Here is a 23,791-nt window from a genome sequence, read left to right on the forward strand (position 1 = left end):
CGGAGGCCCCGCCGGCCGCCTTCCGCGAGGCGTCGCCCGGCAGCGCCCCTCGGGTCCGATCATCCGCGAGGACGAGCGGACCCGAGGAGTACGGTCCCGTCACAGACGGGGATCCACCGGCTCCGACTCGAGGGCCAGCACCCCGAACACCGCCTCGTGCACCCGCCACAGCGGTTCGCCGTCCGCGAGGCGGTCCAGGGCCTCGAGGCCGAGCGCGTACTCGCGCAGCGCGAGCGAGCGCTTGTGGTTCAGGAACCTCCGACGGAGCCTGGCGAGGTTCTCGGGGCGCGTGTACTCCGGTCCGTAGATGATCCGGAGGTACTCGCGGCCACGGCACTTGACGCCGGGCTGCACCAGGCGCCCCTCGGCGCTGCGCACCACCGCGCCCACCGGCTTGACGACCATGCCCTCGCCGCCGCGTGCGGTGATCTCCAGCCACCAGTCGACGCCGGCCCGCACGGACTCCGGGTCGCCGGTGTCCACGTACAGGCGCCGGGTGGTCTGCAGCAGCCCGCTCCCGTCGTGCTCGACGAGCCGGTCGATCAGGGCGAGCTGCTCGTCGTGCGGCACGGAGGCGAGGCTGCGTCCCTGCGCCGCCAGGATCTGGAACGGCGCCAGTCGCACCCCGTCCAGGCCGTCCGTCGTCCAGCAGTAGCGGCGGTACGCGTCGGTGAACGCGGCCGCGTCCCCCGCCCTGTCACGCTGGCGCGCCAGCAGTGCGGTCACGTCCACGCCCCGCGCCGCGGCGCCCTCCAGAGCGACCAGCGCCGCCGGGAAGGCCGCCCCGGACGCCGCGCCGACGGCCGCGTACTGCGACCGCAGCAACCCCTGCGCCTTCAGCGACCACGGCATCAACTCGGCGTCCAGCAGCAGCCAGTCCGTCCGCAGCTCCGTCCACAGGCCCGCCTCCGAGATCGCCGTCCGCAGGCGGCCGAGGATCTGCTCGGTGAACGCCTCGTCGTCGAAGAACGGGCGTCCGGTACGGGTGTAGAGCGAGCCCGTCGGCCCTCCCCCGCTCGACGGGGACGTGCTGTCGACCCCGAACCGCTCGCGCGCCGCCTCCGCGTCCCGGCACACCAGCGCCACCGCGCGGGAGCCCATGTGCTTCTCCTCGCACACGACCCGCGTGACCCCGTCCTGCGCGTACTGCGCGAACGCCTCGGCCGGGTGCTCCAGGTAGCCGTCGACGTTCGAGGTCGCCGTGGGTGCCATGGTCGGCGGGAGGTACGGCAGCAGACGCGGGTCCACCGCGAAACGGCTCATGACCTCCAGCGCCGCGGCCGCGTTCTCCTCGCGGACCGCCACCCGTCCGGCCTGCCGGGTCTCCACCACGCGGCGGCCGTGCACGTCCGCCAGGTCGAGCGGCCGCCCGTCCTGCCCCCCGGGCGCCTCGGTGGCCAGCGGCCGGGCCGGCTCGTACCAGACCCGCTCGGCGGGCACATCGACCAGTTCCCGCTCGGGCCAGCGCAGCGCCGTGAGCCTGCCGCCGAAAACGGCACCGGTGTCCACGCAGAGGGTGTTGTTGACCCAGGTGGCGTCCGGAACCGGTGTGTGGCCGTACACCACCGCCGCCCGGCCCCGGTACTCCTCCGCCCACGGGTAGCGCACCGGCAGACCGAACTCGTCCGTCTCGCCCGTGGTGTCGCCGTACAGCGCGTGCGAGCGTACGCGGCCCGACGTGCGGCCGTGGTACTTCTCGGGCAGACCGGCGTGGCAGACCACCAGCCGGCCGCCGTCGAGCACGTAGTGGCTGACCAGTCCGTCGATGAACTCCTTCACCTGCTGCCTGAACTCCTCGCTCTGACCCTCCATCTGCTCGATGGTCTCGGCGAGCCCGTGCGTGTGCTGGACCTTGCGGCCGCGCAGATGACGGCCGTACTTGTTCTCGTGGTTGCCCGGTACGCACAGGGCGTTGCCCGACGCCACCATCGACATCACCCGGCGCAGCACGCCCGGACTGTCGGGGCCGCGGTCCACCAGGTCTCCGACGAAGACGGCGGTGCGGCCCTGCGGGTGCACCCCGTCGGTGTACCCCAGCTTGCCCAGCAGCGCCTCCAGTTCCGAGGAGCAGCCGTGGACGTCGCCGATGATGTCGAAGGGTCCTGTGAGGTGCGTCAGGTCGTTGAACCGCTTCTCGGTGACGACCGTCGCGCCCTCGACCTCGTCCACGCCCCGCAGGACGTGCACCTTGCGGAAGCCCTCCCGCTCCAGGTGCCGCACGGAGCGGCGCAGCTCGCGTATGTGGCGCTGGATCACCCGGCGCGGCATGTCGGCCCGGTCGGTGCGGGCCGCGTTGCGCTCGGCGCACACCTGCTCCGGTACGTCGAGCACGATCGCGATAGGCAGCACGTCGTGCTGCCTGGCCACCTCGATCAGCTGACGGCGGGCCTCCTGCTGCACGCTGGTGGCGTCCACCACGGTGCGCCGGCCCGCCGCGAGACGCTTGCCGGCGATGTAGTGCAGAACGTCGAAGGCGTCCCTGGTCGCGCTCTGGTCGTTCTCGTCGTCGGAGACGAGTCCGCGGCAGAAGTCCGAGGAGATGACCTCCGTCGGCTTGAAGTGTCTGCGGGCGAAGGTCGACTTGCCCGACCCCGAGGCACCGACGAGGACCACGAGGGAGAGGTCGGTGACGGGCAGGGTGCGCCCCTTGGTCTCGGTCATGCGGCCTTCTCCTCCTTCGTCCCGATCGTCGTGGTGGTGTTCAGCTCGAACCTCGCCATCTGCGTGGGCGGCCCGACCTCCGGGTCGTCGGGGCCCACAGCCGTGAACTCCACGGCGTAGCCGTACCGTTCGGCGACCCGGTCCGCCCAGGCGCGGAACTCCTCCCGCGTCCACTCGAACCGGTGGTCGCCGTGCCGGACGTGCCCGGCCGGGAGCGTCTCCCAGCGGACGTTGTACTCGACGTTCGGGGTCGTCACGAGGACCGTCCTCGGGCGGGCGGAGCCGAACACCGCGTACTCCAGCGCCGGCAGCCGCGGCAGGTCGAGGTGCTCGACGACCTCGCTGAGCACCGCTGCGTCATACCCCTTGAGCCGGTTGTCGGTGTAGGTCAGCGATCCCTGGAACAGCTTCACGCGCGAGGCCTGCCGCTCCCCCATGCGGTCCAGCTTCAGGCGCCGGGACGCGATGGTGAGCGCCCGCACCGACACGTCGACGCCGACGATCTCCGTGAACCGCGGGTCCTTCAGCAACGCCTGCACCAATTGGCCCTGGCCGCAGCCGAGGTCGAGGACACGTGCGGCCGCGCTCTCCCCGAGTGCAGCGATGATCGCGTCCCGGCGCTGCACGGCGAGCGGCGTCGGCCGCTCCTCCGTCTCGCTGTCCTCCTCCACCGCGTTGTCGATCTCCTCGACCTCGCTGTCGTCCGCCTCGGCCAGCCGCAGCAGCTCCAGCCGCTCCATCGCCTGCCGGGTCAGCGACCAGCGGCGCGAGAGGTAGCGGCTGGTGATCAGCTTCTGCTCGGGGTGGCCGGGCAGCCAGCCCTCACCGGCCCGCAGTAGCTTGTCGACCTCGTCGGCGGAGACCCAGTAGTGCTTGGCGTCGTCGAGGACGGGCAGCAGGACGTACAGGTGGCGCAGGGCCTCGGCAAGGGTCAGTTCGGCCGACTCCAGGACGAGGCCCACGTAGCGCGAGTCGCCCCACTGCGGGAACTGGGCGTCCAGCGGCACCGGTTCGGCGGTGACCGTCCAGCCGAGCGGCTCGAAGAGGCGTCGCACCAGGGCCGCTCCGCCCCGGGCGGGCAAGGCCGGTATCTCCACCCGCAGCGGCAGCGGCTGCCCGGCGCGCTCGGGCCTGGCCAGGCAGACGCCTCGCATCGCGGTGGAGAACACGCTGCTCAGCGCCACGGCCAGCAGCGACGAGGCCGCGTAGGGGCGGTCGTTGACGTACTGTGCGAGGGCCGCGTCGGGAGCGCCGCCGCGGCCCTTGCCACGGCCCTTGCGCACCAGTGCGGGCGCGTCGACCTCCAGCAGCAACGCGGCCGTGCAGCGTTCGGTGTCCGCCTGTGGGTAGACGACATGTGCCGTGCCGTAGGACACGTTAGTTGAGAACGCTCGATCAGGGTGCTTGTGGAGGAGAAACCCCAGGTCAGTGGCGGGATGCTGCTCGGTGCCGGTGGTAGAGATCATCAGGAACACATGACCGAGTATGGGTGTCAGTGGGCCAGGTCGGTACCGGATTACCTGGGAACCTCAGCCGCTCACAGAGCCTCTGAGACTCCCTGGGACTGCTGAGGCTCAGAGACGAAGTAGCCACGTCCACTGATCACGTACACAAGTCCCTCAGTGCGGAGTCTGGCCAGCGCACGGGATGCCGTTGACTGCGACACGTCGAACTCTGCTGCCAGCGCCACGTTATGTCTTCGTGGGAGGCGCGCTCGCATGATCGAGACGCTGTGAGCCCCCGCACGAGCTCGACGTCCCGCCAGCGGAGCGCGCCGAGCCGGAGCGCTAACCGGGCCGCGGTGATCGCTGCCGCGATCGGCGTCCGGGTCCATGATCTGCCGGGTGTGCGGCTGACCGCGAAGGTCGGCGAGGATGGCCGGCTGCCCGGCTGGCGGTTCGGCTGACCAGCTGATTGGCGCATCACCCGAAAGGGGTCGGCGCACCCGGAGTTACCTCACCAGGCACGCTCCCGCGTGTCACAGTGAGCTCGTCACGACATCTATCGCACCGCTCAGGCCCGCCTCGCCGCGCCCTCCCTCATTGGGCGAGGCGGGCCACGTGCCGCAACGGGCCTGCCATCGCCGTCACCGGCACACCGATGACGATCACCACCGCCCACATCCCGGCCGCCACCTCCGCCGTTCCGTAGGAGGGGGCGCACTTCCAGAACCCGCTCACAGGAGTTCCGGCCGACCTGATCAGCGCGGGTGGGTCACGCGGCGGCGGGAGCAGCGGTGGCTTCCAGCCGACCGACGCCCTGGGCGACGCGGCGTAGCAGTAGGGCCGCGGTCATGGCGAGGCTGGTGAGGAGGCCGAGCCAGATGCCGAGGGTGTCCAGGCCGGCCGCGAAGCCCGGGAGTGCGGCGGCGGGCAGGCCGACGAGCCGGTAGCCGACGAGGGTGACGCGGAAGCCGCCCTTGGTGTCGTCAAGGCCGCGCAGGAGGCCGACGCCAATGTTCTGGGTGCAGTCGACTCGTTGCGCATCACGTCTCGTTCCGACGAACTGCGGCCCGGCTCCGGAGCGATCCGCAAGACCCCCGGCCGTTCCTGGCCGGCAACGGCAACGCGGAGAGTCGTGTTGTCAGCCCGGCGCCGAGTTCAGTGGCGGAGAGCACCTTCGTATGCCGGCCGAAGCCCCGGCGGCACATTGCCTCGGTCGCATCACCAGTCATGGCTGCTGAAACGTCTTCGGAGCACGGGCGATCAGCCGGAACTCCATGAATATCCCCCCTTGGCTCGATCTTCCCGCGCACCGCATCGCGGACGTCTGCGCGAGACGGTGATGTCTCTCGGCGTCCGTGTGTCTCGGCGGATGGCCCGAGGGGCACCGCCGTCTTCGAGGTGGGGGTGTGGAGAGCGTGCTTTGGGTCTCCGCATTGGGCAGGTGGAGCGCCTGTTGTGCGGCATCGAGTTCAGCGAGTGGCGAGCCCGTTCCGTCGCCGAGAGCAACTCGGTGGCGATACGGACCCGTGCCGGTCGCGTTCTCGTTGAGCGACATCTGCATCTGAGGGGCGACACAGCAAAACTTTCATAATGCGGCATTAGCGTCGAATATCACCGATTCTTGCGAGTAAGAGATTTCTTATCAATGGAACCCTGCCTCCGGCCGCTCCCTCCTGCAGGGCAGAGAAGGAGGTCGTATGGGCGACAGCCCCACGAAGACGGGCAACGCGCTCAAGCGGCGGTTCGCGCCGAGGCTCGATCCACCACCTCAGCAGCGGCGGTGGCGTTGCGAGCTGGGGAAGGCACTGCCGGCCCTGACATTGTTCGCCTTCGTGCGGCTGACCGGTGTGATCATGGCGGCCTTGTGGTCGCTGCACCTCGGCAGGCACCCACGGACCGTGCTCGGCCTGGAATGGGACGGCCACTGGTACTGGCACATCTCCCAGTACGGCTACGGCCTGATCATCCACCCCAAAGGGAGCCACATCGTCTACAACGACCTGGCGTTCTTCCCCCTCTTCCCGGGCCTGATCCGCGCAGTGAACACGGTGCTGCCAATCGGCCCGATCAACGTGGCGCTGCTCATCACATGGAGTGCCGCCCTGGTGGCCGCCTGGGGCGTGTACGCAGTCGGCGAGCTGCTGCACGGACGACGCGTCGGGATCATCCTCGTGGCGCTGTGGGCGCTGCTGCCACACGCAATCATCCTGACGATGGCGTACACCGAACCCCTCATGACCGCCTTCGCCGCCTGGTCGCTCTACGCCGTGCTGACCCGCCGCTGGCTGACCGCGGGGACGCTGGCAGTACTGGCCGGGCTGTGCCGTCCCAACGGCCTCGCCGTGGCGGCCGCCATCGTCACCAGCGCCGTCGCTCATCTCTGGCAGCTGCGCCGCGCCGGTGTGCCCACCGCTCCGCGCGCCTGGGCGGCCGCCGCCGCGGCTCCCCTCGGATGGCTGGGCTACATCGGCTGTGTCGGGTTCAGGACACACAACCCCGTCGGCTACTTCCACGTGCAGAGTCTCTGGGGCTCACGGTTCGACTTCGGCCGCTACACGGCCCGCACGTTCAAACACCTGATCGTCGGGCACGACACCCTCGTCGTCTACGTGACCGCCGCGATCGTCCTCGGCTCCATGCTGCTGTTCCTCTTCTGCATCCTGAACGGGATGCCCTCGCCCCTGCTCGCATACTGCGCGGTCCTCATCGTGATGGCCGTCGGCGGCACCCACTTCTTCACCAGCAAGCCGAGGTTCCTGCTACCGGCCTTCCCTCTGCTGCTCCCGCTCGCCCTGCATCTGGGGCGGAGCCGCCTACGCACCATTGTCGTCCTGCTTACCGCCCTGGCCGGCGTCTCCCTCTTCTACGGCACCTACCTGCTCACCGTCTCCCATCGGGCCCTGTGATGGGAGGACCGCCCTCCCGGTTCAGGAGCTTCAGGGGCGCGCCGCCACGACCTTGGTACGGATGGTTCCAGTCCTGTCCTCCATAGGAGGCTGGTTCCGGTTTTGAGCAGTGGTTGCCTGAGCTTCGCCGGGGCTACCCGACCAGAGCGGCCATCCTGACTGGCTCGCTCCTGTTGGTCGGGGGCGATGTCCTTTTCTGGTCGGCGATCCTCATCTCCAGCACGCGCTGGCGATCCTGTTCGGGCTGATGGCCTACGCGCAGGTGCAGGAACGCCGCGGTGCCGGCGTACAGGACGCGGAGCAGGAGCCGGTCAGGCGGGCAGGGTGACGGTGAAGCGCGCCCCGGGCGTATGTGAGGGGTCGTAGGACACATCCCCGCCGACGGCGCGGGCCAGGCGCCGCGCGAGCGGCAGCCCGAGGCCCGCGCCGTCGTGTCCGTCGTCAGTGTCCGCCCGCCGGCCGGGCTGGAACAGCTCGTCGTGAAACGTCTGCGGTACACCGGGGCCGTCGTCGGTGACATCGATGTGTACGACGCCGGGGGCAAGGTGCGCAGAGACGGTCACCCGGGAGCGGGCGTAGCGGACGGCGTTGGCGAGCAGGGGGCTGACGATGCGCTCCAGGAGAGCGGGTGCGACGCCGGCCTCCGCCTCGGGGGCGGCCGTCTGCACCGCGACTTTCACCGGATCCGGTGGTTCGAGGTGCTGGACCATCCGACGTAGAACTGGTGCGATCTGAGTCGTGCCCGGGGCAGCGGTCGTGGGGTGCCGGGCATTCTCGCGGGCGTCGTTAAGCAGGGTGTCACAGATGGTGCGCATGGACTGGGCGGCTTCGTCGATCACTTCGTGGGTGGCGCGGGTCTCGGCGTCCGTGCGGGGGCGGACACGCCACCAGTCGAGTTCCATGACGATCCGAGTGAGCGGGGTGCGCAGCTCGTGGGACAGTTCTCCCGTCAGCTGCTGCTCGTGACGCAGCACGGAGCGGATGCGGTCCAGGAGCAAGTCCAGCGAGCTGCCCAGACGCGCCAGTTCGGCGGGCTGCTCGGTCGCGCCGAAGCGTTCGTCGGAGCCCACGGCGCTCCACTGGGTGGCCTGGTCGGTCATCGTATGGACCGGACGCAGGGCCCGGCCGACCGCGAACCGGGTCAGCGCGTAGGTGCAGGCGAGCATGACGGCGTCCAGGATCAGGGAGCCCAGCAGCAGGGTTTCGGCCGAACTCTGATATGGGCGCAGGTCCAGCGTCGTGACCACGGTGGCTGTGCCGTGGCGGCCGGGCACTGGCCGGGAGCACAGCCGAACGGACCGTTGACTGTCTGCGGGCACGGTCGTGCAGACCCGCTTGCCCTCGGCGGCGAGGCGTCCGGCGGCCCGCGTCAGCGTGCTGCCCGCCATGGCGGACGGCGGCTGTTCGAGCAGCCGCGTCCCCGCGTAGATCCACACGTTGGTGTCGAGGAGGCTGTCGTTGACGGTCTCCAGGACCCGCACCTGCGCGTGACGCGTATCGACGGTCGTGGCCACTGCGACGGCCCGGTTGTGCAGCTCGTCGTCCGCCTGGTGCTGCAGGTGCCGGTCCACCATGGTGTTGAACACCACGGTCAGGACCGTCATCAGCAGCACGGCTGTGGTCAGCGCCGCCAGCGAGAGCCGGCCGCGCAGGGTACGGGGGGTGAGGCTGCGGACGACGCGCTTCATGACAGGCGGTGTCCGATTCCGCGCGCCGTGCCGATCGTCAGTGCGCTGCCGGCCTCGCGCAGCTTGCGCCGCAGCCGGGTCAGGTACTGGTCCAGCGTGTTGTCACTGACCTCGGCGTCTTCGGGCCAGCCGGCCCTGATCAGATCGCGCCAGCGCACGATGTCCCCGCCCGCAGCCACCAGCGGGGCCAGCAGCTGGAACTCCGTGGGACACAGCGCGACGTCGGTGCGGTGCACGGTGACGCTGTGGCCCACCGCGTCCAGGACCAGGTCTCCGGCCTCGGTCGCCGGGCCCGGTGCGGCACGCATGACGAACGCGCGTAGCTGGGCGGCGAGATGGACGGGCTTGGGCAGGTAGTCGTCGCTTCCTGTTGAGAACCCGGACAGCCGGTCGGTGAGGTAGTGCCGGGCTGTCAGGAAGATCACCGGGGCCATGAAACCGTTGGCACGCATCACCTGGCATACGTCCCGGCCGTGCGCGTCGGGCAGCCCCAAATCCGCGATGACCGCCGCGATGTCGCCGGTGCCACCGCAGCGCGGTGGCACCGGCGGCGACGACGGGCTCGAAGCCCTCCTCGTACAACCCGCGGCGCAGTACGTCCCGCACAGGACGTCATCGTCCTCAGCGACCAGAATCTTGTGACGCATGGTCCTCCGTCGGTCCTCGGACAGGGTGGGCCGTACCCGTGACGAGCGATGCGGGCAGCCAGCAGTGTGCGGGCGACGTCGAGGCGATCCCGTGCACCGCGAGAGCGTGATCGGCGGCGACCTCTGTGGAGTAATCGCCGCCGATCAGGTCCGTCAGCGCATATCTGTGAGGAGGGTGTTGAGTTCAGCCTCCTGCCGGGCCGGCGACATCGGCGGGTTCGGGTGGTCGATGCCGAAGGTCTTCAGGACGCGGTCCATCTGGGCGTCGATGAACGTCCAGCCGGTGTTGTCCAGCGGCTGCAACGAGGCTTGGTCGGCATCCCAGAGGTCTCGCAGCGACTGGGCAGCCGCGTGGGCCCCGGTCGCGTTCCCCGACCGTGCGTCCTTGAGCGAGGTCGATGCGAGTGCCTTGAGTGCGTCGACCTTCGCGGGCGGGAATTTCTTCACGGCCTGGCCAGGGGCGAGTTGAACGGTGGAGGTGGCGTCGGTCTCCGGCGCTGGGCCGACGTGCGGCTGGCTGTGCGCCCAGACCAGCAGGCCCCCGGTGGCGACGGCGAGGAGACCGAAGCCCGCCAGCGCGATGCGTTCCCTGTGCGGGTTGGCGGTGATCTGCGGGGTGTGCGAAGCCTCGTAGGTCTCGGTCACGTCGGAGCGCGTCACCGTCAGGTAGACGACAGTCGCCAGGATCAGGCCAAGGAAGATCAGGCTGGTGGTGAAGGTGCCCAGTGCAAGGCCGGTCGGGTCGCCCGGCTGCGCGACCTTCGGGGAGGCGAGCCAGTCGCCGATGTTGGCGCCCAGCGGGCGGGTCAGGATGTAGGCGAGCCAGAAGGACAGCACCGGGTTCGCGCCGAACTTCCGCAACAGCGTGATCGCCGCGATGAGGCCGAGCGGCAGCAGGACCGAGACTCCCGGGCTCCAGCCGGTGAGCTCGAGGGTCCAGTCGCCGGTCGCGGTGCCGAGCGCGAAGGTGACGAGAACGGTGAGCCAGTAGAACGACTCACGCGACAGCGTCGTGACCGAGTGGATCGAGAGGGTGCGCTCGCGCAGCCACCACACGCCGAAGACCACGGCGAGCAGGACCGAGAACACTGTGGAGCTGATCCACAGCGGCACGTTGAGCTGGTCGGTCAGGATGTCGGTGTACAGCGTGCCCGTGACACTGACAACGACCACAGTCAGCCAGTACGGGAACGGGACATACCGCTTCAGCCGCAGCTGGACGCCCAGAACCACCACGAACACCGCGGTGAAGATCCAGGCCGTGTTCACCAGACCGACGCCCAGCTTCATGTTGATCCAGTCGGCGAAACTCTCACCGACCGTCGTGCACAGGATCTTGATCACCCAGAACCAGATGGTGACCTCGGGAACCTTGTTCAGCATCAGCCGCCCACTGCGGTGCGTGCGGACTTCGCTTGTCGTTGTCATGCGACGAGGCTGGCTCGGCCAACCTGCACACAACCTGACTACGCAGCCGCCTGTGGCGTGGGGAAGGTCACCTCGACGCGACCGTGGCCATCCGCGATCGCACGGACCGCCACTCCCGCGGACGCGGCGAGACGCCTTACCACGGCCAGCCCCAACCCGTGCCCGTCGCCACTGGTCACCCCCGCTTCGAAGACCCGGTCAACCTCTGCCGGATCGAACCCCGGGCCATCGTCGAGGACATCGATCACGACCCCTTGGGGCTGGATGCGCGCTGTGACCCAAACGCGCGAACTCGCATGCTGCAGGCCGTTCTCCAGCAGGGGTGACAACACAGCCACGACGAGTTCGGTTGCCACGGCGACGTCGACGTTGGTTGGGATGGCGAGTTCGATGGAGCGACCAGCGATCGCCTGTCGCGCCGCCGCCCTGAGATCGCAGCGGGTATCGCCATCGATCCGTGTCCGGGCAGCACTCAGAATCGTCGTGATCGCCGTGTTCAGGCGATCGACCTCGGTCAGAACAGACTCCGGTGCCACACGGTGACCGGAGAGTTGCGCCAACTGTGCCTCGCCTCGCAGGACCGTCAGGGGCGTCCGCAACTCGTGGGCGATCTCATCGGTGAGCCGGCGCTCGTCCGCGAGCGTGTTGTCCACGCGGTCAAGTAGGCGATCGAGAGTTCGCCCGAGCTCCCCGAATTCATCGCGAGGAACGCCAAGGTTGAATCGGCGCCCGGGCTCGTGATCGCCCCAGTCGTCGGCAAGAGCGGCCATTTCGTGAACCACCCGCAACGCACGACCCACCACGACGTATGCGACGACGCCTGCGAGCAGGATCGAGATGCCACCCAACATGAGCGACATCGCCAGGCTGCGCTGCTCCGACGTCTCGTACGGCGTCAGATCCACCCTCACGACCGCCACGACGCGGTGGCCCTCGAGCCGGATCGGCTGGGCATACAGAAGGTAACTGCCGACCGTGGTGGTTTGGGACTGCCCGGAGTCGGCAAGCGCCTCGACGCGGTCAAGGACGCTGCCCGGCACGATCCCGTCAATGAGGTGCCCATCGGCATACAGCCACGAGACCGTGTCCAGGGCTTCGTTGCCGCTCTCGATCAGCACGACGTGGCCACTGCGTGTGGTTACGTTCGCCGCCATTGCCTCTGCACGCGTATGCGCCAAAGCGTTCGCGTCGGCGTCGGTCACCTGGCTCAGCAACACGTGCGAGACCACCACCAGCACTGCGACCACAGCTGTCGCGATCAGAACCGCAAGCGCGACCACCCTCCCGCGGAAGCCCGTCACTCCCATCGGTAGCCCACCCCACGGACCGTCGCCAGGTGATCGGCCACACCCAGCGCACCGAGTTTGGTCCGTAGTCGGCGAACGTAGGAGTCAAGGGTGTTGTCGCTGACCTGCGCGCCATGCGGCCAACCGGCAGCAACGAGGACGTGGCGGCGTACAGCGTCACCCCGCGAAGCGATAAGCCTGCCCAACAACCGAAACTCGGTCGGCGTCAGGCTCTCGCTTGTCGAACCGTAGATCACGACATGTTTCGCCGGATCAAGAACGACGCCCCTCGGTGGGGTCGTCGCGGTTGTTCTGCGTAGCAGGGCGCGGACCCTCACCAGCAACTCCGGGACGTCGAACGGTTTCGTCATGTAGTCGTCGGCTCCCGCCTCGAAGCCACCCACCTTGTGATGCATGCCATCCAGAGCGGTGAGCATCAGCACCGGGGCATCAACGCCACGTGCCCGCAGCGCCAAGCAGACATCGCGGCCATCAGCGTCCGGGAGCCCTAGATCCAGGACGATCAGGTGAGGGACCGGCTCAAGGTGCCGCATCAGGCTGTCCGCCGTAGAAGCGACTGCGATCGTATGGCCGTCGTGCTCGAGTGCGCGCTTGAGGACGTCGCGGACTGCTGCATCATCTTCGCACACCATAATAAAAGCCACAGGCTGACCCTAGGTACTCCAGCGAGAGTTCTCCATTCTCCCTGGTCAGCGCCCTGGTAGTCCTCGAGATCCGTAACGGCTTCCACTCCCGGTGTGGCTGGACGGTCCTCGCCCCCGGCGAGCGTTTCGCGCCCCGCCACTGAGGGGGGTGGCGCTCGACGCTCGGATACGGAGCGGCAGCACCAAGATCAATCTCATCGATACTGGCTGTACGGATGGTAGGCCGGTTCCAGAAGGTGTGGCCCGAGCTGGACGTGGTGTGCTCGTCGGAGCCGGGGGCTCGCGCAGTATGCGGAGGGGATCGGGGACGCGAAGCTGGTCATCGACTGATGGCGGGGGCGCTGCAGCGGGTGATGGAGTACCCCGAGCAGGGCTTCACCATCCCGCAGGACGTCTCGGAGGACGTGGCCGCGGCCAGCTCGCCGAGGCTGGCGATGAGGACGTCGCGCAGGTGGCTGGTCGGGTGCCCCTCAGGCAGCGGGATCAGGCGGAGATAGCGGGTCACGTCCTCCCCCTCTACTACTGTTATTGGGCGCATGTGACGCGGTAGCGATCTTGGAAGCGTCCTCCGACAGACCTCACGCAGACTGGCTCAACTGGCTACACTCAGTGCCGACATGGGTCACTACGCTCACGTTCTGGAGTCGTCCACAGGAGTCTGTGGGCGACGTGGACGCCGCTCGACGTCGACGAGATGGGCGACGGAAGGGTGCCGGGGACGCCAGGAGCTCCGCAGCCGCCCGCGAACGCACCTCAAGCTGTTACCGAGTCGTTATCCTCTTCGGCCTCTCCTGGCGTCGCCCACTCGATCTCGATCCTCCCGTCCGCCCGCTCCAATGCCGTCCCACGCTTCGTAGTTGCCGGCTTGACGGTCACAGAGTCGACGAAGAGGGACAGGAACGCGCGCTTGTCGGGGACGTCCCACCGGTCCCACAACCCTCCCGGGACGAACGGATCGCCGTCGTCGGAGTTGGCGAACCACTCGTCAATGGGGAGCTTCGTGGCCGTCGTGGCAGCCGCCTTCAGCTCGTCGATACGCGCGGCGCAACGGGTTTCGTGCGCCTGATACTTCCGGATGGTGTCCTTGAACGCCTGACGGCCCGTGGACCCTTCGTAGAGACCCTCGTCCCGGTCGGCGTACAGCGTCCTCATGCTCTGCTGGACGTGGAGGAGCTGCGCCTCCTGTTCCGCGAGCTCCGCAGCCGCCTCGGGATCCGTCCCCTGGACGGCGAAGCGCTCCGCGGCAGCCGCGAGGATGGCGACGTCATTCGGGTCGTCGGGGTCCAGTGACGCCACCTTTGACCACAGGCGGGCCCCGACGATGGCGTCCGCCTCCTGCCGTCGAATGCGGAGGACGTGCTTCGGGGCGTCGCCGACGCTGCGACGGAGGTTGCACACATACGTCTCGTCAGCGTTGGAGATCGTCATCCCCGACGTGCACATCCCACAGCGGAGCGTGCCCCACGAGCCTAGGAACGTCATCGCCCCTGCGCGGTCCGTCTTCCTGGCAGGCTTCCGCCCGTCTAAGCGGATGACCTGAAGTTCTGCGCGGAATCTGGAGCGGCAGCGGCGGCCTGGCGCGATGGCCTCGATGACGAGAAGACCTCGCCGGGTGTTGTATCGAGGTTGACCAAACTACGACAAAACCGGCGAGGTCAAGGCCAGTATGCGTCCGGCATCCGTGTTCGCCAACCGCCCCGGTCCGGCGTACCAGCACCTGTATCACCTGCTGCATCACCGGTGGCGAGAGGCCTCCCGCGCGGTGATCGTGCTGCTGTCCGCGGCCGGCATGACCGCAGGAGAGATCGGCGAGCTGCTCGGCTACCACCCGGCCACGGTGCGCCGCTGGATCCATCGCTACAACACCGCCGGCCTGGCGGGCCTGGCCGATCGCCCCCGCGCGGGGCGGCCCCGGCTCGGCGGGCCGAGGCTGGGCGAGCGCATCCGCCGCCTGCTGACCCGCCCCGGGCCGTGGACCATCCGCCGGATCTGGCGCCGCCTGGGCCGGCCGAAGATGAGCCTGCGCACCGTGTACCGGCACACTCGCGAACAGGCGGCCTGGCGGCGGCCCCGCCTGGTGGCCAGGGGTGACCCCGAGCGCAGGCGCACCCTCGCCGCCCTGCGCCGCCAACTCGCCGCCCTGCCCCACGGGTCGGTGGTCTGGGCCGAGGACGAGACCCACCTGCACCTACTGCCGCACGTGCGGGCGAGCTGGATCCTGCGCGGGACGCGGCAGCAGGTGGCCACCCCAGGCAAGAACCGGCAGGCCACCGTCTTCGGGGCCCTGGAAGTGGCCACCGGCGCCTGGGTCTACACCCTGGGCCGCCGCAATGCCGCCGCCTTCGTCGCCTTCCTCCAGCTACTGCTGGCCGCCTACCCCGCCGCCCCGGTCGTCGCGGTGGTCTGCGACAACGACAGCATTCATCACGCGAAGGCGGTGACCGCCTACCTGGCCGACCAGCCCCGCCTGCGCCTGCTGTTCGGCGCCCGCTACAGCCCGCACGACAACCCGGTCGAGCGCATCTGGGCCGCGCTGAAGGCCCACATTGCCAACACCGCCGTCACCTGGCCGGGCCGCCTGCGCCAGGTCCACGCCTTCTTCCGGCAGCGCTCACCCACCCAGATGCTGACCACCGCCGCACCCTGGGCCTCGCCCTGGCTGCCGAAGAGTTACGCGCAGAACTTCAGGCAAGCCGCTTAGGAGCTGTTGGAGGTCGTACCAACGCTTCGGCGTGATGAAGCCCTCGTGCGGCTGGACGGGCTGCCCCTCGTCGTCGCGGAGGATCACGCGGCGCCTTGTCTTCGGGTCCACGGGACCGATGGCGAAGCCTGCCAGCCGCGGATCACGGAGGATGCGCCCTACGACCGTCGCCGACCACTCATACCCAGCGCCGTCGGCCGTCCCGCTCTTCCGACGGCTCTGTGCGGCCTCCCGCAGCGTTTTGGCCGACTCGTCGTCGAGGCTGCCGAGAGGCGTAGGTACGCGCATTTCCGTGAGGTCGTAGGCGATGCCGTTCGACGTCGTCCCCGACTCCGCCTCGTTGATGATGTACTCCACGACGTCGGCCGGCGTGGATTCGGGTCCGATATCCCCGCTGCTCCGCGCCCCGGGACTCAGTTTCCGGATAGTGAGCCTGTCGACCTGGACGGGTTCGGACTTGAAGCCGTATGGGCCAGGGCCGGACGAGTGTGAACCCTTCGCTTTTAGCTCTGCGAAGGCGTCGCGAATAAACTTGCTCTTGTTCTTCGACTCCTGATGCGCGAGCCCAGCGATAAGCGCGAAGAATGCGACGCCAAACGGGTTGTCGTCTGACGTATTGATGAAGGGCTCTTGCGTCGAGACGAGAGCAACGCCGTACTTGGCCAACTCGTGTTGGATCTTCAACGCCTCCGCGGCCCCCTGGCGCGTCAGGCGGGAGAGCATGTAGATCACTACGACGTCGAACTTGCGGGCGCGGGCGTCCTCCATGAGCCGCTCGAACCCCGGGCGGTAGACGTTCGGGTCGTAGCCAGAGATGCCGACGTCCGAGTAATCGGTGTCGATATGCGTCCAATTGTCTTGTGAGTTGATGTACGCGACACTTTTGTCTCGCTGCATCTTCGGTGACGCCTGGCTGTCAGTCTCGCTCTTGTGGCTCTGACGCTCGTAGGTCACGGCCCTGATCATGTCCTGATCCCTGTCCCCCAGGGCGACTAGCTACATGGGTAGATACGGTACCGGATCTAAAGAAGGCGTCGAAACCCATGTCTTCGGTGGCCTTGGCGACGGAGAGGAGGGTGTCGTAGGTCGCCCCCTGCTTGGGCTCCGTGAAGATGCGAAGATCCATGTTTCCTTCCTGCACCTCCCGGAGAACATTCGGCCCCACGGGTCCCGAGCGCCCCACCCGACTCCGGTCGGGTGAAAAATCCGCCCATCGGGCGACCGGGTGAAGCGCACCACTTCCGGCCCATCGCGGCGGTGTCCCACGACGGGGACCGGACCGCGAATCCGGCCGCCGGTACGGGGTGCCGGCCGCCGGTCGGCTGGCGTGGCCGCGTCAGCCCGGGCCGGTCCTCGGCTGAGAAGGCGTCATGCCGCCCCTCCGCACAAGGGAGCGCCGGAGGCCCGAACACGGCGCATACGACGCCGCACCGAACGTTCGAGCAGCACGCCGTCCCCGCCCCGACATCTGAGCAGTGCGTCCACCCCGCCCCGCCCCCGCCCAGCACGTACAGCACCCGTCCGGCCCGGACCGGCTGTTGCCCTCCGGACCAGGTGGAATGAGTGTGCGCTCAGCCCGCCGCTCTGTCCCGCTCCCGTACCTCCCCGTCCCTTGCCGCCAGTCTTCGCAGCATCTCTCTGACCCGGTCCCTGGACTCGTCCGCGGCGTCGATGGCCTCCATGCACTGCCAGTACGTGCCCTCGTCCGCCGCGGCGCTCGCGGCCGCGACAAGGGCCATGCCCAGTTCCACGAGGAGGGTGCCGAGGTCAAGGAGGGCACTGCGTGCGTCGCCCAGCTCCGTGAGCTGGGCGGCCCGCAGGTCGGCCACGTCGATGGAGGGTGTGTCCAGGACACCGCACCCCCTGCCCGCCAACTCCGTCAACCCCAGTGCCTCGCCGCGCAGTTCGGGCGGTCCCGAGACCGCCAGCCGACTGCCGATCGCTTGCGCCAGGGCGTACGCCTGCCACGCCTCGGTCATGACTCTCGGCCCGCCCTCGCTCCCCGAAAGGGCACGCCTGCTCGTCACGATGAGCCGCACCGCGTCCATGCGCTGCCCCCGTCTGTCGCGACGCACTCCCGCACGTCTGCCCGAACTCCGTTGTTCACTACCCAGCGTGAAGGGTCAGGAGAGGAAAGGCCAGAGGGAGTCCGAAATCTGTGGACAACGGAGGAGGGGAGAACAAGTCCATGACTCCGGAGAGTGACAGCGGCTCCACCGGTCCACGCGGTGCCCCGGCGTCCTCCGCAGGGTGGTTCCGCCTCACTCGGCTCCGGGTGCCGGGAACCTCTTCTCGTTGCGGTCGATCTTCGCGTCCAGCGCCGCGAGCGCGTCGACGCCGAGCACCTCGCACAACTGGAGCAGATAGGCGAGCACGTCCGCGATCTCGTCGGTCACCCGATGGGCGGTGTCCGGGTCGTCCATCACCCGGGCCGACTCCTCGGGCGTCAACCACTGGAAGATCTCGACCAGTTCGGACGCCTCGACGCTGAGTGCGGACACCAGGTTCTTCGGTGTGTGGTAGGGCTGCCAGTCGCGTGTCGCGGCGAAGTCCGCGAGCCGCCGCTGCAGCCACGCGACGTCCAGGTCCCTGCGCCGCCCGGGTTCTTCTGTCACGCGCTCAGGTCTACCACCGTCGCCCCGTCCACCCCCGCCGCCCAGGACGCCTCACCCACCGCGCCCACCAGCCTGATGTGACCCCGCTCGCACATCCGGGCCGCCAGTCCGAGCAGTTCACGCGTCTGCCGCCGGTCCATACAGCGGTCGAGGCCGTCGGCCAGCACCGTGAGGGTCTGCAGCGCCGCCGGTACCTCGCCCACCGGGTCGACCTCCAGGACGCCGGGACCGGTGAGGAGGACCAGGGCCAGCGCCACATACCGCAGCTCGCCGTCGCCCAGCAGCTTCAGCGGGGTGCGCAGTCCGTCGCCGCGGTCGAGCAGCGCCCGGACCGTACCGTCGTCGAGCGGCTCGGCCAGCAGGTCCACGACCCGCCCCGCACACCCGGCTCCGACCGCCGCGGCCAGCAGCGCGTGCCGTCGGCCGCACTCGGCGCGGGTGCGCAGCAGCACTTCGGCGAGGTTGCCGCAGCCCGGCAGCAGCCGGCCCGCGCCCAGGGGCACGGGGGCGCGCATCGAGCCGGGGCTCGGATCACAGGCGAAGACCGACCGCAGGGCGACCACCATCTGCTCGGCCGCGGCGAGCACCCGGCGCTGGCCGTCCGTCTTGCCCGCCACGCGCAGCGGCAGCAGGGCGGTGCCGAGGCGGTCGTCGGGGAGCGGCCCGCGGGTCACCGGGGCGGACCCCGCGGTGTGCCAGGCGGCCTGCACCGCCCGGCGGCCCGGGTCGCGCAGCGCCGACTCCAGCAGAACCAGGCCGTCGGCGGTCAACCGCTCACTGACGATGCGCAGTTCGGGCTCGGCCTGGATCGCGACGTCGAGCCGCACGGGTCCCTCCGGGCCGGCGGTCGTGCAGCCGATGCGGAACCCGCGCCGCCGCTCGCCGTCGGGCCGCGCCCGCTCGGGCACGCACGTCACCGGGTCGGGGAACGCCTCCGCCAGCTCCGCTCCGCCCCCGAGCCGCGCCAGCGCCTCGTACGCCTGCAGCGCCCGCGACTTGCCCGAGCCGCTCGGCCCGGTGAACAGGGTCAGCGGCGCCAGCGCGAAGACGGCCCGGCGATGCCCGGCGAACGCGGACAGCCGCAGCTCGGTGACGCAGGGCCGGTCCGGACGGGGACTCGGGGCAGTGTCCGGCTCGGGCGGGGACAACGCAGGGGACGCGGTCATGTCCGGGACGGTAGGCCCGCGGCGCCGGGGCGAACCGTTCCGCCCTCGTACCCTTCCCACGATCGGGCGACCGTCCGGGCCGCGCGGCGACGAACCGTGCTGCACGGACGCCCACCGGTCTCAGCGGGTGACTCCGGCCCCCTCCATCAGACCTCGCACCTCGGTCCCCGGTGGGGTCAGCAGGAACACATTGCGGTCGACGCGATGCATCCCGCTGGAGAGACCGAAGACGACACCCGTGCTGAAGTCCAGCACCCGTTTGGCGACGTCGTTCTCCGCGCCGGTGAGGTCGAGCAGCACGGGCACGCCCGTCATCAGCGTCTCGGCGACCTCGCGGGCGTCCGCGAAGACGTTGACCCGCAGGACCACGAAGCGCCGGCGCGCCTCGGTCACGGCCTCCGGTATCGAACGGTGGCCGACGGCGGACGGCCAGGCGTCCCGGCCGCGCAACGGAACGACCTGGGCGAGCCCTTCCCACTGTTCGTCGGTGACATCGCGGCTGTTCACCGGCCCTCCCCGCACTGGCTCGCACTCATCGTCTGCACCGGTCAATTCTTAACCACGCTCACCCTTTCGGCCCAACAGCGACACGGACCGCGATATCTTCCGCGGTCACGTCGCCGCTCCTGGCGCCCGTCTGCCAGGGCGGCCGGCTCCCGGTGCCCGGTTACGACCAGTTCTTACCGCCCTCACACCGGAGTCTTCACCTCCGAGCGCTCGACATTCACGAGGTCCCGTTAGGTTCCGGGGGTGCAGTTGGCAGAAGTGAGGCCGGCGACAATCGGCCGCTGGACGCGCCCCTTCGCAGCGCAGGACGATCCGGACCAGACTCCCGCACAGTGGCATCGCGTTCTGACGCTGCTGGCGAACATCAGTCTGCTCATCGGGACACGCAGTGTGTGGGCCGCCGCCGCCAGTCACAGACCGGTGGTGGCCGGGGTCATCTCGCTGTGCTACGCGTCGATCCTGGTCACCGGAATCCTGACCGTGGTGGTCCGGCGCAGCAGGTCGCTGGCGCGTCTCGACCTGGTCGTCCTGGTGACGGCGGTCACTCTCGCCTACTGCACGGTCAGTGTCGCCCACAACTTCAGCGACGAGTCGATACTCACCACGCAGGCCGCCCGTGAGCTGCTCCACGGCCACCCTGCGTACGGACAGCCCTGGCCCTGGCTGTTCGGTCACGGCATCGCCTACACCCAGACGATGACCGGCGGCTACGACTACACGTACGGCTATCCGCCGGTGACCATGCTGCTGACCGCGCCGCTGCTGTGGATCGGCCACGGGGCGCTCGCGGAGACCCTGGTCACCAACACCGCGCTCGTCCTCGGCACGATCGTCATGTGGAAGATGCTGCCGACCCCCTGGCGCTCGGCGGCCACCATGGTGTGCCTGGGCTTCGGCATGCTCCCCATGTACGCCCGGCTCGGCTACCCGGCGGTCGTCGCCATGGCCTTCCTCATCCCCGTGGTGGTGCGCTGGACGCGGATGGGCGCGGGCGGCGCCGCCGACTGGGCACGGGCCGCCTGTCTGGGCGCGGCCTGCGCCAGCCAGCAACTGCCATGGTTCCTCACACCGTTCCTGCTCGCCGGTATCTACGCGCTCAGGCGCGGTGAACTGGGGGCACGCGCGGCGGCCGTGGCGGTGGCACGGATCGTCGGCATAGCCGCCGGTACCTGGCTGCTGATCAACGCGTACTTCATCGTGAGCGAACCGCATACGTGGCTCGAAGGCATCGCGCTGCCGATCACCCAGGGTGCGGTGATCCACGGCCAGGGTCTGGTCGACATCTCCCTCTACTTCACCGACGGCAGCGACCGCCTGGCCTGGTACTCCCACGCGAGCATGCTGATGCTCGCGGGTCTGCTGGCCCTGTTCGTGCTGTTCGTGCGCCGTCTGGGGCCGGCCGCGACCGTCCTGCCCTGGTGCGCGTTCTTCCTGGCGACCCGCTCTCAGGACGGCTACTACCTGCTGATGACCCCGCTGTGGCTGGCGGCCGCCGTCACCGTGCCGTCCAGCGTGTTCACCACCGCCTGGCAGCCCCGGCTGCTGTCCGGGCGGCGGCAGGCCCGGGCCGTGCTGGCCGCGGCCGTACTCGTTCCGGCCCTCATCGCCGTCATGCTGGGGGCGACCGGAAGGCCGCCGCTGCACATGCAGGCCACCGCCGCCTCCCGGACGCCCACGTCCGTCAAGACCCTCACGGTCCGTGTGACCAACACCGGCGACGCGGCCGTCCAACCGCATTTCACGCTGACCACGGGCCAGGGCATGAGCCGCTGGTGGAAGGTGCTCGGCGGCCCCTCGTCCGTCGCCGGTCACGGGACGGCCACCTACCGGCTCGAGGCACCCGGCGGCCGCTTCGATCTGCCCAAGGACGGCACCCGGATCAGGCTGCGCGCCTTCTCCGCGTCGCCCATGACGCTGTCGAGCCAGGACATCCGTCTGGACCGCCGTCAGGCTCCCCCGAAGTAACCGCCTGTCACGTCACGGGGCGCGACGGCTCTCGCACCACCGAGCCGGCTGGCCGGTAGCGCACGGCGCACCCCCTGCTCGGCCTTCGTGAACCAGCGTGGAGAGTCGGCCCTGGCCTCCGCCCGGGCGGAGGCCAGGGCCGGTGGACCACCCGTCCCGCGAGCGGTGGTCGACCGCCCGCGGGACGGGACCCGTCATTCGGACGAGGACGGGCGCGTACGGCCGCGGGCGACCGCGAAGCCCGCGGCGGCCAGGCCGAGTACGCCCACGACCAGGCCCGCGATACCGAGGCCCCGGGCGGTGGAGTCACTGGTGGCGGCGGCCTTGGCGGTGGAGTCGCCCGGCTTGTCCGCCGCCCCCGTGGCGGTGGAGGCGGAAGCCGCCGCCGAATCGTTGCCCTCCGCCGCGCCCTTGGCGGTCAACTGGAGGACCGGCGCAGGGTTCTCCGGCTCGTCCGCGCCCTTCTGAGTCTTCTCGATCCAGCGGACGACGTTTCCGTCGGAGTAGGTCTGCAGCGTCTTGAAGGTCAGCTGGTCCGTGTCGTCCGGGAGCTGACCGAAGGCGACGTCGAAGTCCTGGTACTGGCCGTGCCGGATGCGGCCGCCGGTCCAGGTGATCTCGGAGACGGCGTCGGTGATGGTGCCGTCGTCCGTCTTGACCGGCGTCTTGAGCTTGGTGGTGGTCACCTGAGCGGTCCAGCCGTCCTGCGGGGAGACCAGCACACCGAGGACCGGGTGGTCGGTGGGCAGGAAGACCTGCACCTTGGTGGTCGCGGCGGTGTCCTCCTCGTTGGGGACCCGGAAGGTGAGCACACCGTCCGTGGCTCCCTTGGCGTAGCTCTCCGGGTGGACGGTGACGTGCGCGAAGGCCGCGCCCGCCGCGGCGAGGACACCGGCGGCGGTGAGGGCGCCGACGGTGGCGGCGCGGCGCAAAGTGGTACGCATCGGGGACATGTGTAGGGAAGCTCCGTACTCGTGCTCGATTTGGGGGGGCAGATTCGGTACGGGGATCCCAGGGGCGGGCCACGCCGGGACAGGGCGTGCCGCAGCAGCACCTGCCGGAGCGGGCGGCGCAGCGGGCCGCGGGAGCGGGGCGGCCCGGCGTACTGGGGCAGCGGCACCGTACGCCACCAGGCGGCGAGGCCCGGGACGAAGGCGACGGCTTTGCGCAGCAGCGAATAGAGGGCGGCCTCGCCGCGCCGCAGGCACCAGGAGCAGACCAGAGCGGCGGCCAGGTGAGCGGCGACGGCGTGAGAGGTCATCGCGTGCGGCTGGCCGGCCATGTGCATGCCGTGGGGCATGCCCGGCATGTCCATCGGCGTGGCCGGCCGGCCCGCCGCGTCGAAGCCGAGATGGAGTCCGCCCTGTACGAACAGCATCGCGAGACCGATGCCGAGGAGCGAGCGCTCCCTTCCGGCGAACGCCACACCGCCGGCGAACACGGGAAGGAATCCCGCCGCGTCCGCCCACACCGGTGGAGCGGAGCCGGTGGCCAGGGTGTGTCCCCCTGCGGCGAGCAGCACGCAGACGACGGCGAACACCGCCGCGCGCACGCTCCGCACCGTCCAGGACACTGTCATTGCGTGGGATCCTCCCACGCGGAGATCGGCGATCATGTCGCTTTGCCAGGACAAGGCGTGTGAGGCGCGCCTCCGGGCCGCGTTCGGGCGGGGCGGCGCCGGGCACCTATCGTGACGCCCATGCAGTCCTACACAATCGGCCAGGCCGCCCGTCTGCTGGGAGTCAGCCCGGACACCGCGCGACGGTGGGCGGACGCGGGCCGGGTGGCGACCCGGCGCGACGAGAGCGGGCGGCGGGTCATCGACGGCAAGGACCTGGCCGCGTTCTCGGTGGAGCTGGCGCGCGGCGGCACCGGCGAGGAGGACGCCCCCTCGTACACCTCGGCCCGCAACGCGTTCCCCGGCATCGTCACCGCCGTGAAACTCGGCGACGTGGCCGCCCAGGTGGAGATCCAAGCCGGACCGCACCGCCTGGTCTCACTGCTGACCCGGGAGGCCGTGGAGGAACTCGGCCTGGAGGTCGGGATGGAGGCCACCGCCCGGGTGAAGTCGACGAACGTACATATCGACAGGACCTGACGAGCGGGTGCCA

General features: G+C 69.7%; 21 protein-coding genes and 2 pseudogenes. 5 read left to right on the top strand and 18 right to left on the bottom strand.

Annotation, left to right across the window (positions count from 1 at the left end):
* Positions 1 to 99: 99 nt before the first annotated feature.
* From ACQEXA_RS16195 to ACQEXA_RS16210, 4 genes are all read right to left on the bottom strand, one after another.
* Positions 100 to 2,661 carry a polynucleotide kinase-phosphatase gene (locus ACQEXA_RS16195; RefSeq protein ID WP_432933904.1) on the bottom strand — a complete coding sequence of 854 codons (2,562 nt, stop codon included), beginning with the start codon at positions 2,659 to 2,661 and terminating at the stop codon, positions 100 to 102.
* Positions 2,658 to 4,136 (bottom strand): 3' terminal RNA ribose 2'-O-methyltransferase Hen1, encoded by a 1,479-nt coding sequence (locus ACQEXA_RS16200; RefSeq protein ID WP_432933902.1) that lies wholly within the window; start codon positions 4,134 to 4,136, stop codon positions 2,658 to 2,660. Before ACQEXA_RS16200 ends, ACQEXA_RS16195 begins: the two co-directional genes overlap by 4 nt.
* 62 nt (positions 4,137 to 4,198) lie before the next feature.
* A complete protein-coding gene (locus ACQEXA_RS16205) occupies positions 4,199 to 4,495 on the bottom strand; it encodes a GntR family transcriptional regulator (protein ID WP_433130429.1) in 297 nt (98 codons plus the stop codon).
* Between the two features lie 205 nt (positions 4,496 to 4,700).
* Positions 4,701 to 4,841: a hypothetical protein gene (locus ACQEXA_RS16210; RefSeq protein ID WP_432933898.1), complete on the bottom strand. Its 141-nt coding sequence runs from the start codon at positions 4,839 to 4,841 to the stop codon at positions 4,701 to 4,703.
* A gap of 962 nt (positions 4,842 to 5,803) precedes the next feature.
* Here ACQEXA_RS16210 and ACQEXA_RS16215 point away from each other — a divergent pair.
* Complete coding sequence (locus tag ACQEXA_RS16215; protein ID WP_432933896.1) at positions 5,804 to 7,012, top strand: hypothetical protein; 1,209 nt, start codon at positions 5,804 to 5,806, stop codon at positions 7,010 to 7,012.
* A 311-nt stretch (positions 7,013 to 7,323) separates the two neighbouring features.
* On the opposite strand, the gene ACQEXA_RS16220 is transcribed toward ACQEXA_RS16215, so the two are convergent.
* The 7 genes and pseudogenes from ACQEXA_RS16220 to ACQEXA_RS16250 form a co-directional block, all read right to left on the bottom strand.
* On the bottom strand, positions 7,324 to 8,700 hold the full coding sequence (locus tag ACQEXA_RS16220; protein ID WP_432933894.1) for a sensor histidine kinase: 1,377 nt from the start codon (positions 8,698 to 8,700) through the stop codon (positions 7,324 to 7,326).
* Positions 8,697 to 9,347: pseudogene (locus ACQEXA_RS16225) on the bottom strand (response regulator transcription factor). The gene ACQEXA_RS16220 and the pseudogene ACQEXA_RS16225 overlap by 4 nt, the downstream one beginning before the upstream one ends.
* Positions 9,348 to 9,500: 153 nt before the next feature.
* Positions 9,501 to 10,775 carry a COG4705 family protein gene (locus ACQEXA_RS16230; protein ID WP_432933892.1) on the bottom strand — a complete coding sequence of 425 codons (1,275 nt, stop codon included), beginning with the start codon at positions 10,773 to 10,775 and terminating at the stop codon, positions 9,501 to 9,503.
* Between the two features lie 38 nt (positions 10,776 to 10,813).
* Complete coding sequence (locus ACQEXA_RS16235) at positions 10,814 to 12,082, bottom strand: sensor histidine kinase (RefSeq protein ID WP_432933890.1); 1,269 nt, start codon at positions 12,080 to 12,082, stop codon at positions 10,814 to 10,816.
* Positions 12,073 to 12,726: a response regulator transcription factor gene (locus ACQEXA_RS16240; protein WP_361005458.1), complete on the bottom strand. Its 654-nt coding sequence runs from the start codon at positions 12,724 to 12,726 to the stop codon at positions 12,073 to 12,075. Before ACQEXA_RS16240 ends, ACQEXA_RS16235 begins: the two co-directional genes overlap by 10 nt.
* A gap of 319 nt (positions 12,727 to 13,045) precedes the next feature.
* Positions 13,046 to 13,231, bottom strand: a complete 186-nt coding sequence (locus ACQEXA_RS16245) for a hypothetical protein (RefSeq protein WP_432933888.1) — start codon at positions 13,229 to 13,231, stop codon at positions 13,046 to 13,048.
* A gap of 248 nt (positions 13,232 to 13,479) precedes the next feature.
* Positions 13,480 to 14,208: a hypothetical protein gene (locus tag ACQEXA_RS16250; RefSeq protein ID WP_432933886.1), complete on the bottom strand. Its 729-nt coding sequence runs from the start codon at positions 14,206 to 14,208 to the stop codon at positions 13,480 to 13,482.
* Between the two features lie 184 nt (positions 14,209 to 14,392).
* On the opposite strand from ACQEXA_RS16250, the gene ACQEXA_RS16255 reads away from it, so the two are divergent.
* Positions 14,393 to 15,427: an IS630 family transposase gene (locus ACQEXA_RS16255; RefSeq protein WP_432923211.1), complete on the top strand. Its 1,035-nt coding sequence runs from the start codon at positions 14,393 to 14,395 to the stop codon at positions 15,425 to 15,427.
* Here ACQEXA_RS16255 and ACQEXA_RS16260 read toward each other — a convergent pair.
* The 6 genes and pseudogenes from ACQEXA_RS16260 to ACQEXA_RS16285 form a co-directional block, all read right to left on the bottom strand.
* Positions 15,338 to 16,381, bottom strand: coding sequence for a recombinase family protein (locus ACQEXA_RS16260; RefSeq protein WP_433130431.1), 1,044 nt, complete (start codon positions 16,379 to 16,381; stop codon positions 15,338 to 15,340). The two genes, ACQEXA_RS16255 and ACQEXA_RS16260, sit on opposite strands and share 90 nt — an antisense overlap.
* Positions 16,382 to 16,445: 64 nt before the next feature.
* A pseudogene (locus ACQEXA_RS16265) lies at positions 16,446 to 16,553 on the bottom strand (LLM class F420-dependent oxidoreductase); the annotation flags it as partial.
* Between the two features lie 445 nt (positions 16,554 to 16,998).
* Entirely contained in the window at positions 16,999 to 17,475 is a 477-nt protein-coding gene (locus ACQEXA_RS16270; protein WP_432933882.1) for a DUF6099 family protein, read from the bottom strand.
* A gap of 213 nt (positions 17,476 to 17,688) precedes the next feature.
* The gene (locus tag ACQEXA_RS16275; protein ID WP_359394220.1) at positions 17,689 to 18,042 is read right to left on the bottom strand and encodes a nucleotide pyrophosphohydrolase; all 354 of its coding nucleotides are present in this window, start codon (positions 18,040 to 18,042) and stop codon (positions 17,689 to 17,691) included.
* Positions 18,039 to 19,208: an ATP-binding protein gene (locus tag ACQEXA_RS16280; protein WP_432933880.1), complete on the bottom strand. Its 1,170-nt coding sequence runs from the start codon at positions 19,206 to 19,208 to the stop codon at positions 18,039 to 18,041. The genes ACQEXA_RS16275 and ACQEXA_RS16280 overlap by 4 nt, the downstream gene beginning before the upstream one ends.
* A gap of 120 nt (positions 19,209 to 19,328) precedes the next feature.
* Complete coding sequence (locus ACQEXA_RS16285) at positions 19,329 to 19,715, bottom strand: cell division protein SepF (protein WP_432933878.1); 387 nt, start codon at positions 19,713 to 19,715, stop codon at positions 19,329 to 19,331.
* Positions 19,716 to 19,958: 243 nt separating this feature from the next.
* On the opposite strand from ACQEXA_RS16285, the gene ACQEXA_RS16290 reads away from it, so the two are divergent.
* Positions 19,959 to 21,680 (top strand): hypothetical protein, encoded by a 1,722-nt coding sequence (locus ACQEXA_RS16290; protein WP_433130433.1) that lies wholly within the window; start codon positions 19,959 to 19,961, stop codon positions 21,678 to 21,680.
* A 194-nt stretch (positions 21,681 to 21,874) separates the two neighbouring features.
* Here the strand turns inward: ACQEXA_RS16290 and ACQEXA_RS16295 are convergent, their stop codons facing one another.
* A complete protein-coding gene (locus tag ACQEXA_RS16295) occupies positions 21,875 to 22,633 on the bottom strand; it encodes a YcnI family protein (protein WP_432933874.1) in 759 nt (252 codons plus the stop codon).
* Between the two features lie 86 nt (positions 22,634 to 22,719).
* On the opposite strand from ACQEXA_RS16295, the gene ACQEXA_RS16300 reads away from it, so the two are divergent.
* Both ACQEXA_RS16300 and ACQEXA_RS16305 read left to right on the top strand, forming a co-directional pair.
* Positions 22,720 to 23,322 carry a hypothetical protein gene (locus ACQEXA_RS16300; RefSeq protein ID WP_432933872.1) on the top strand — a complete coding sequence of 201 codons (603 nt, stop codon included), beginning with the start codon at positions 22,720 to 22,722 and terminating at the stop codon, positions 23,320 to 23,322.
* Positions 23,323 to 23,379: 57 nt separating this feature from the next.
* Entirely contained in the window at positions 23,380 to 23,778 is a 399-nt protein-coding gene (locus ACQEXA_RS16305; protein WP_359394209.1) for a TOBE domain-containing protein, read from the top strand.
* Positions 23,779 to 23,791 lie beyond the last annotated feature (13 nt).

Origin of the sequence: Streptomyces sp. CA-106110 (assembly GCF_050936285.1) — a bacterium.
GTDB lineage: Bacteria > Actinomycetota > Actinomycetes > Streptomycetales > Streptomycetaceae > Streptomyces.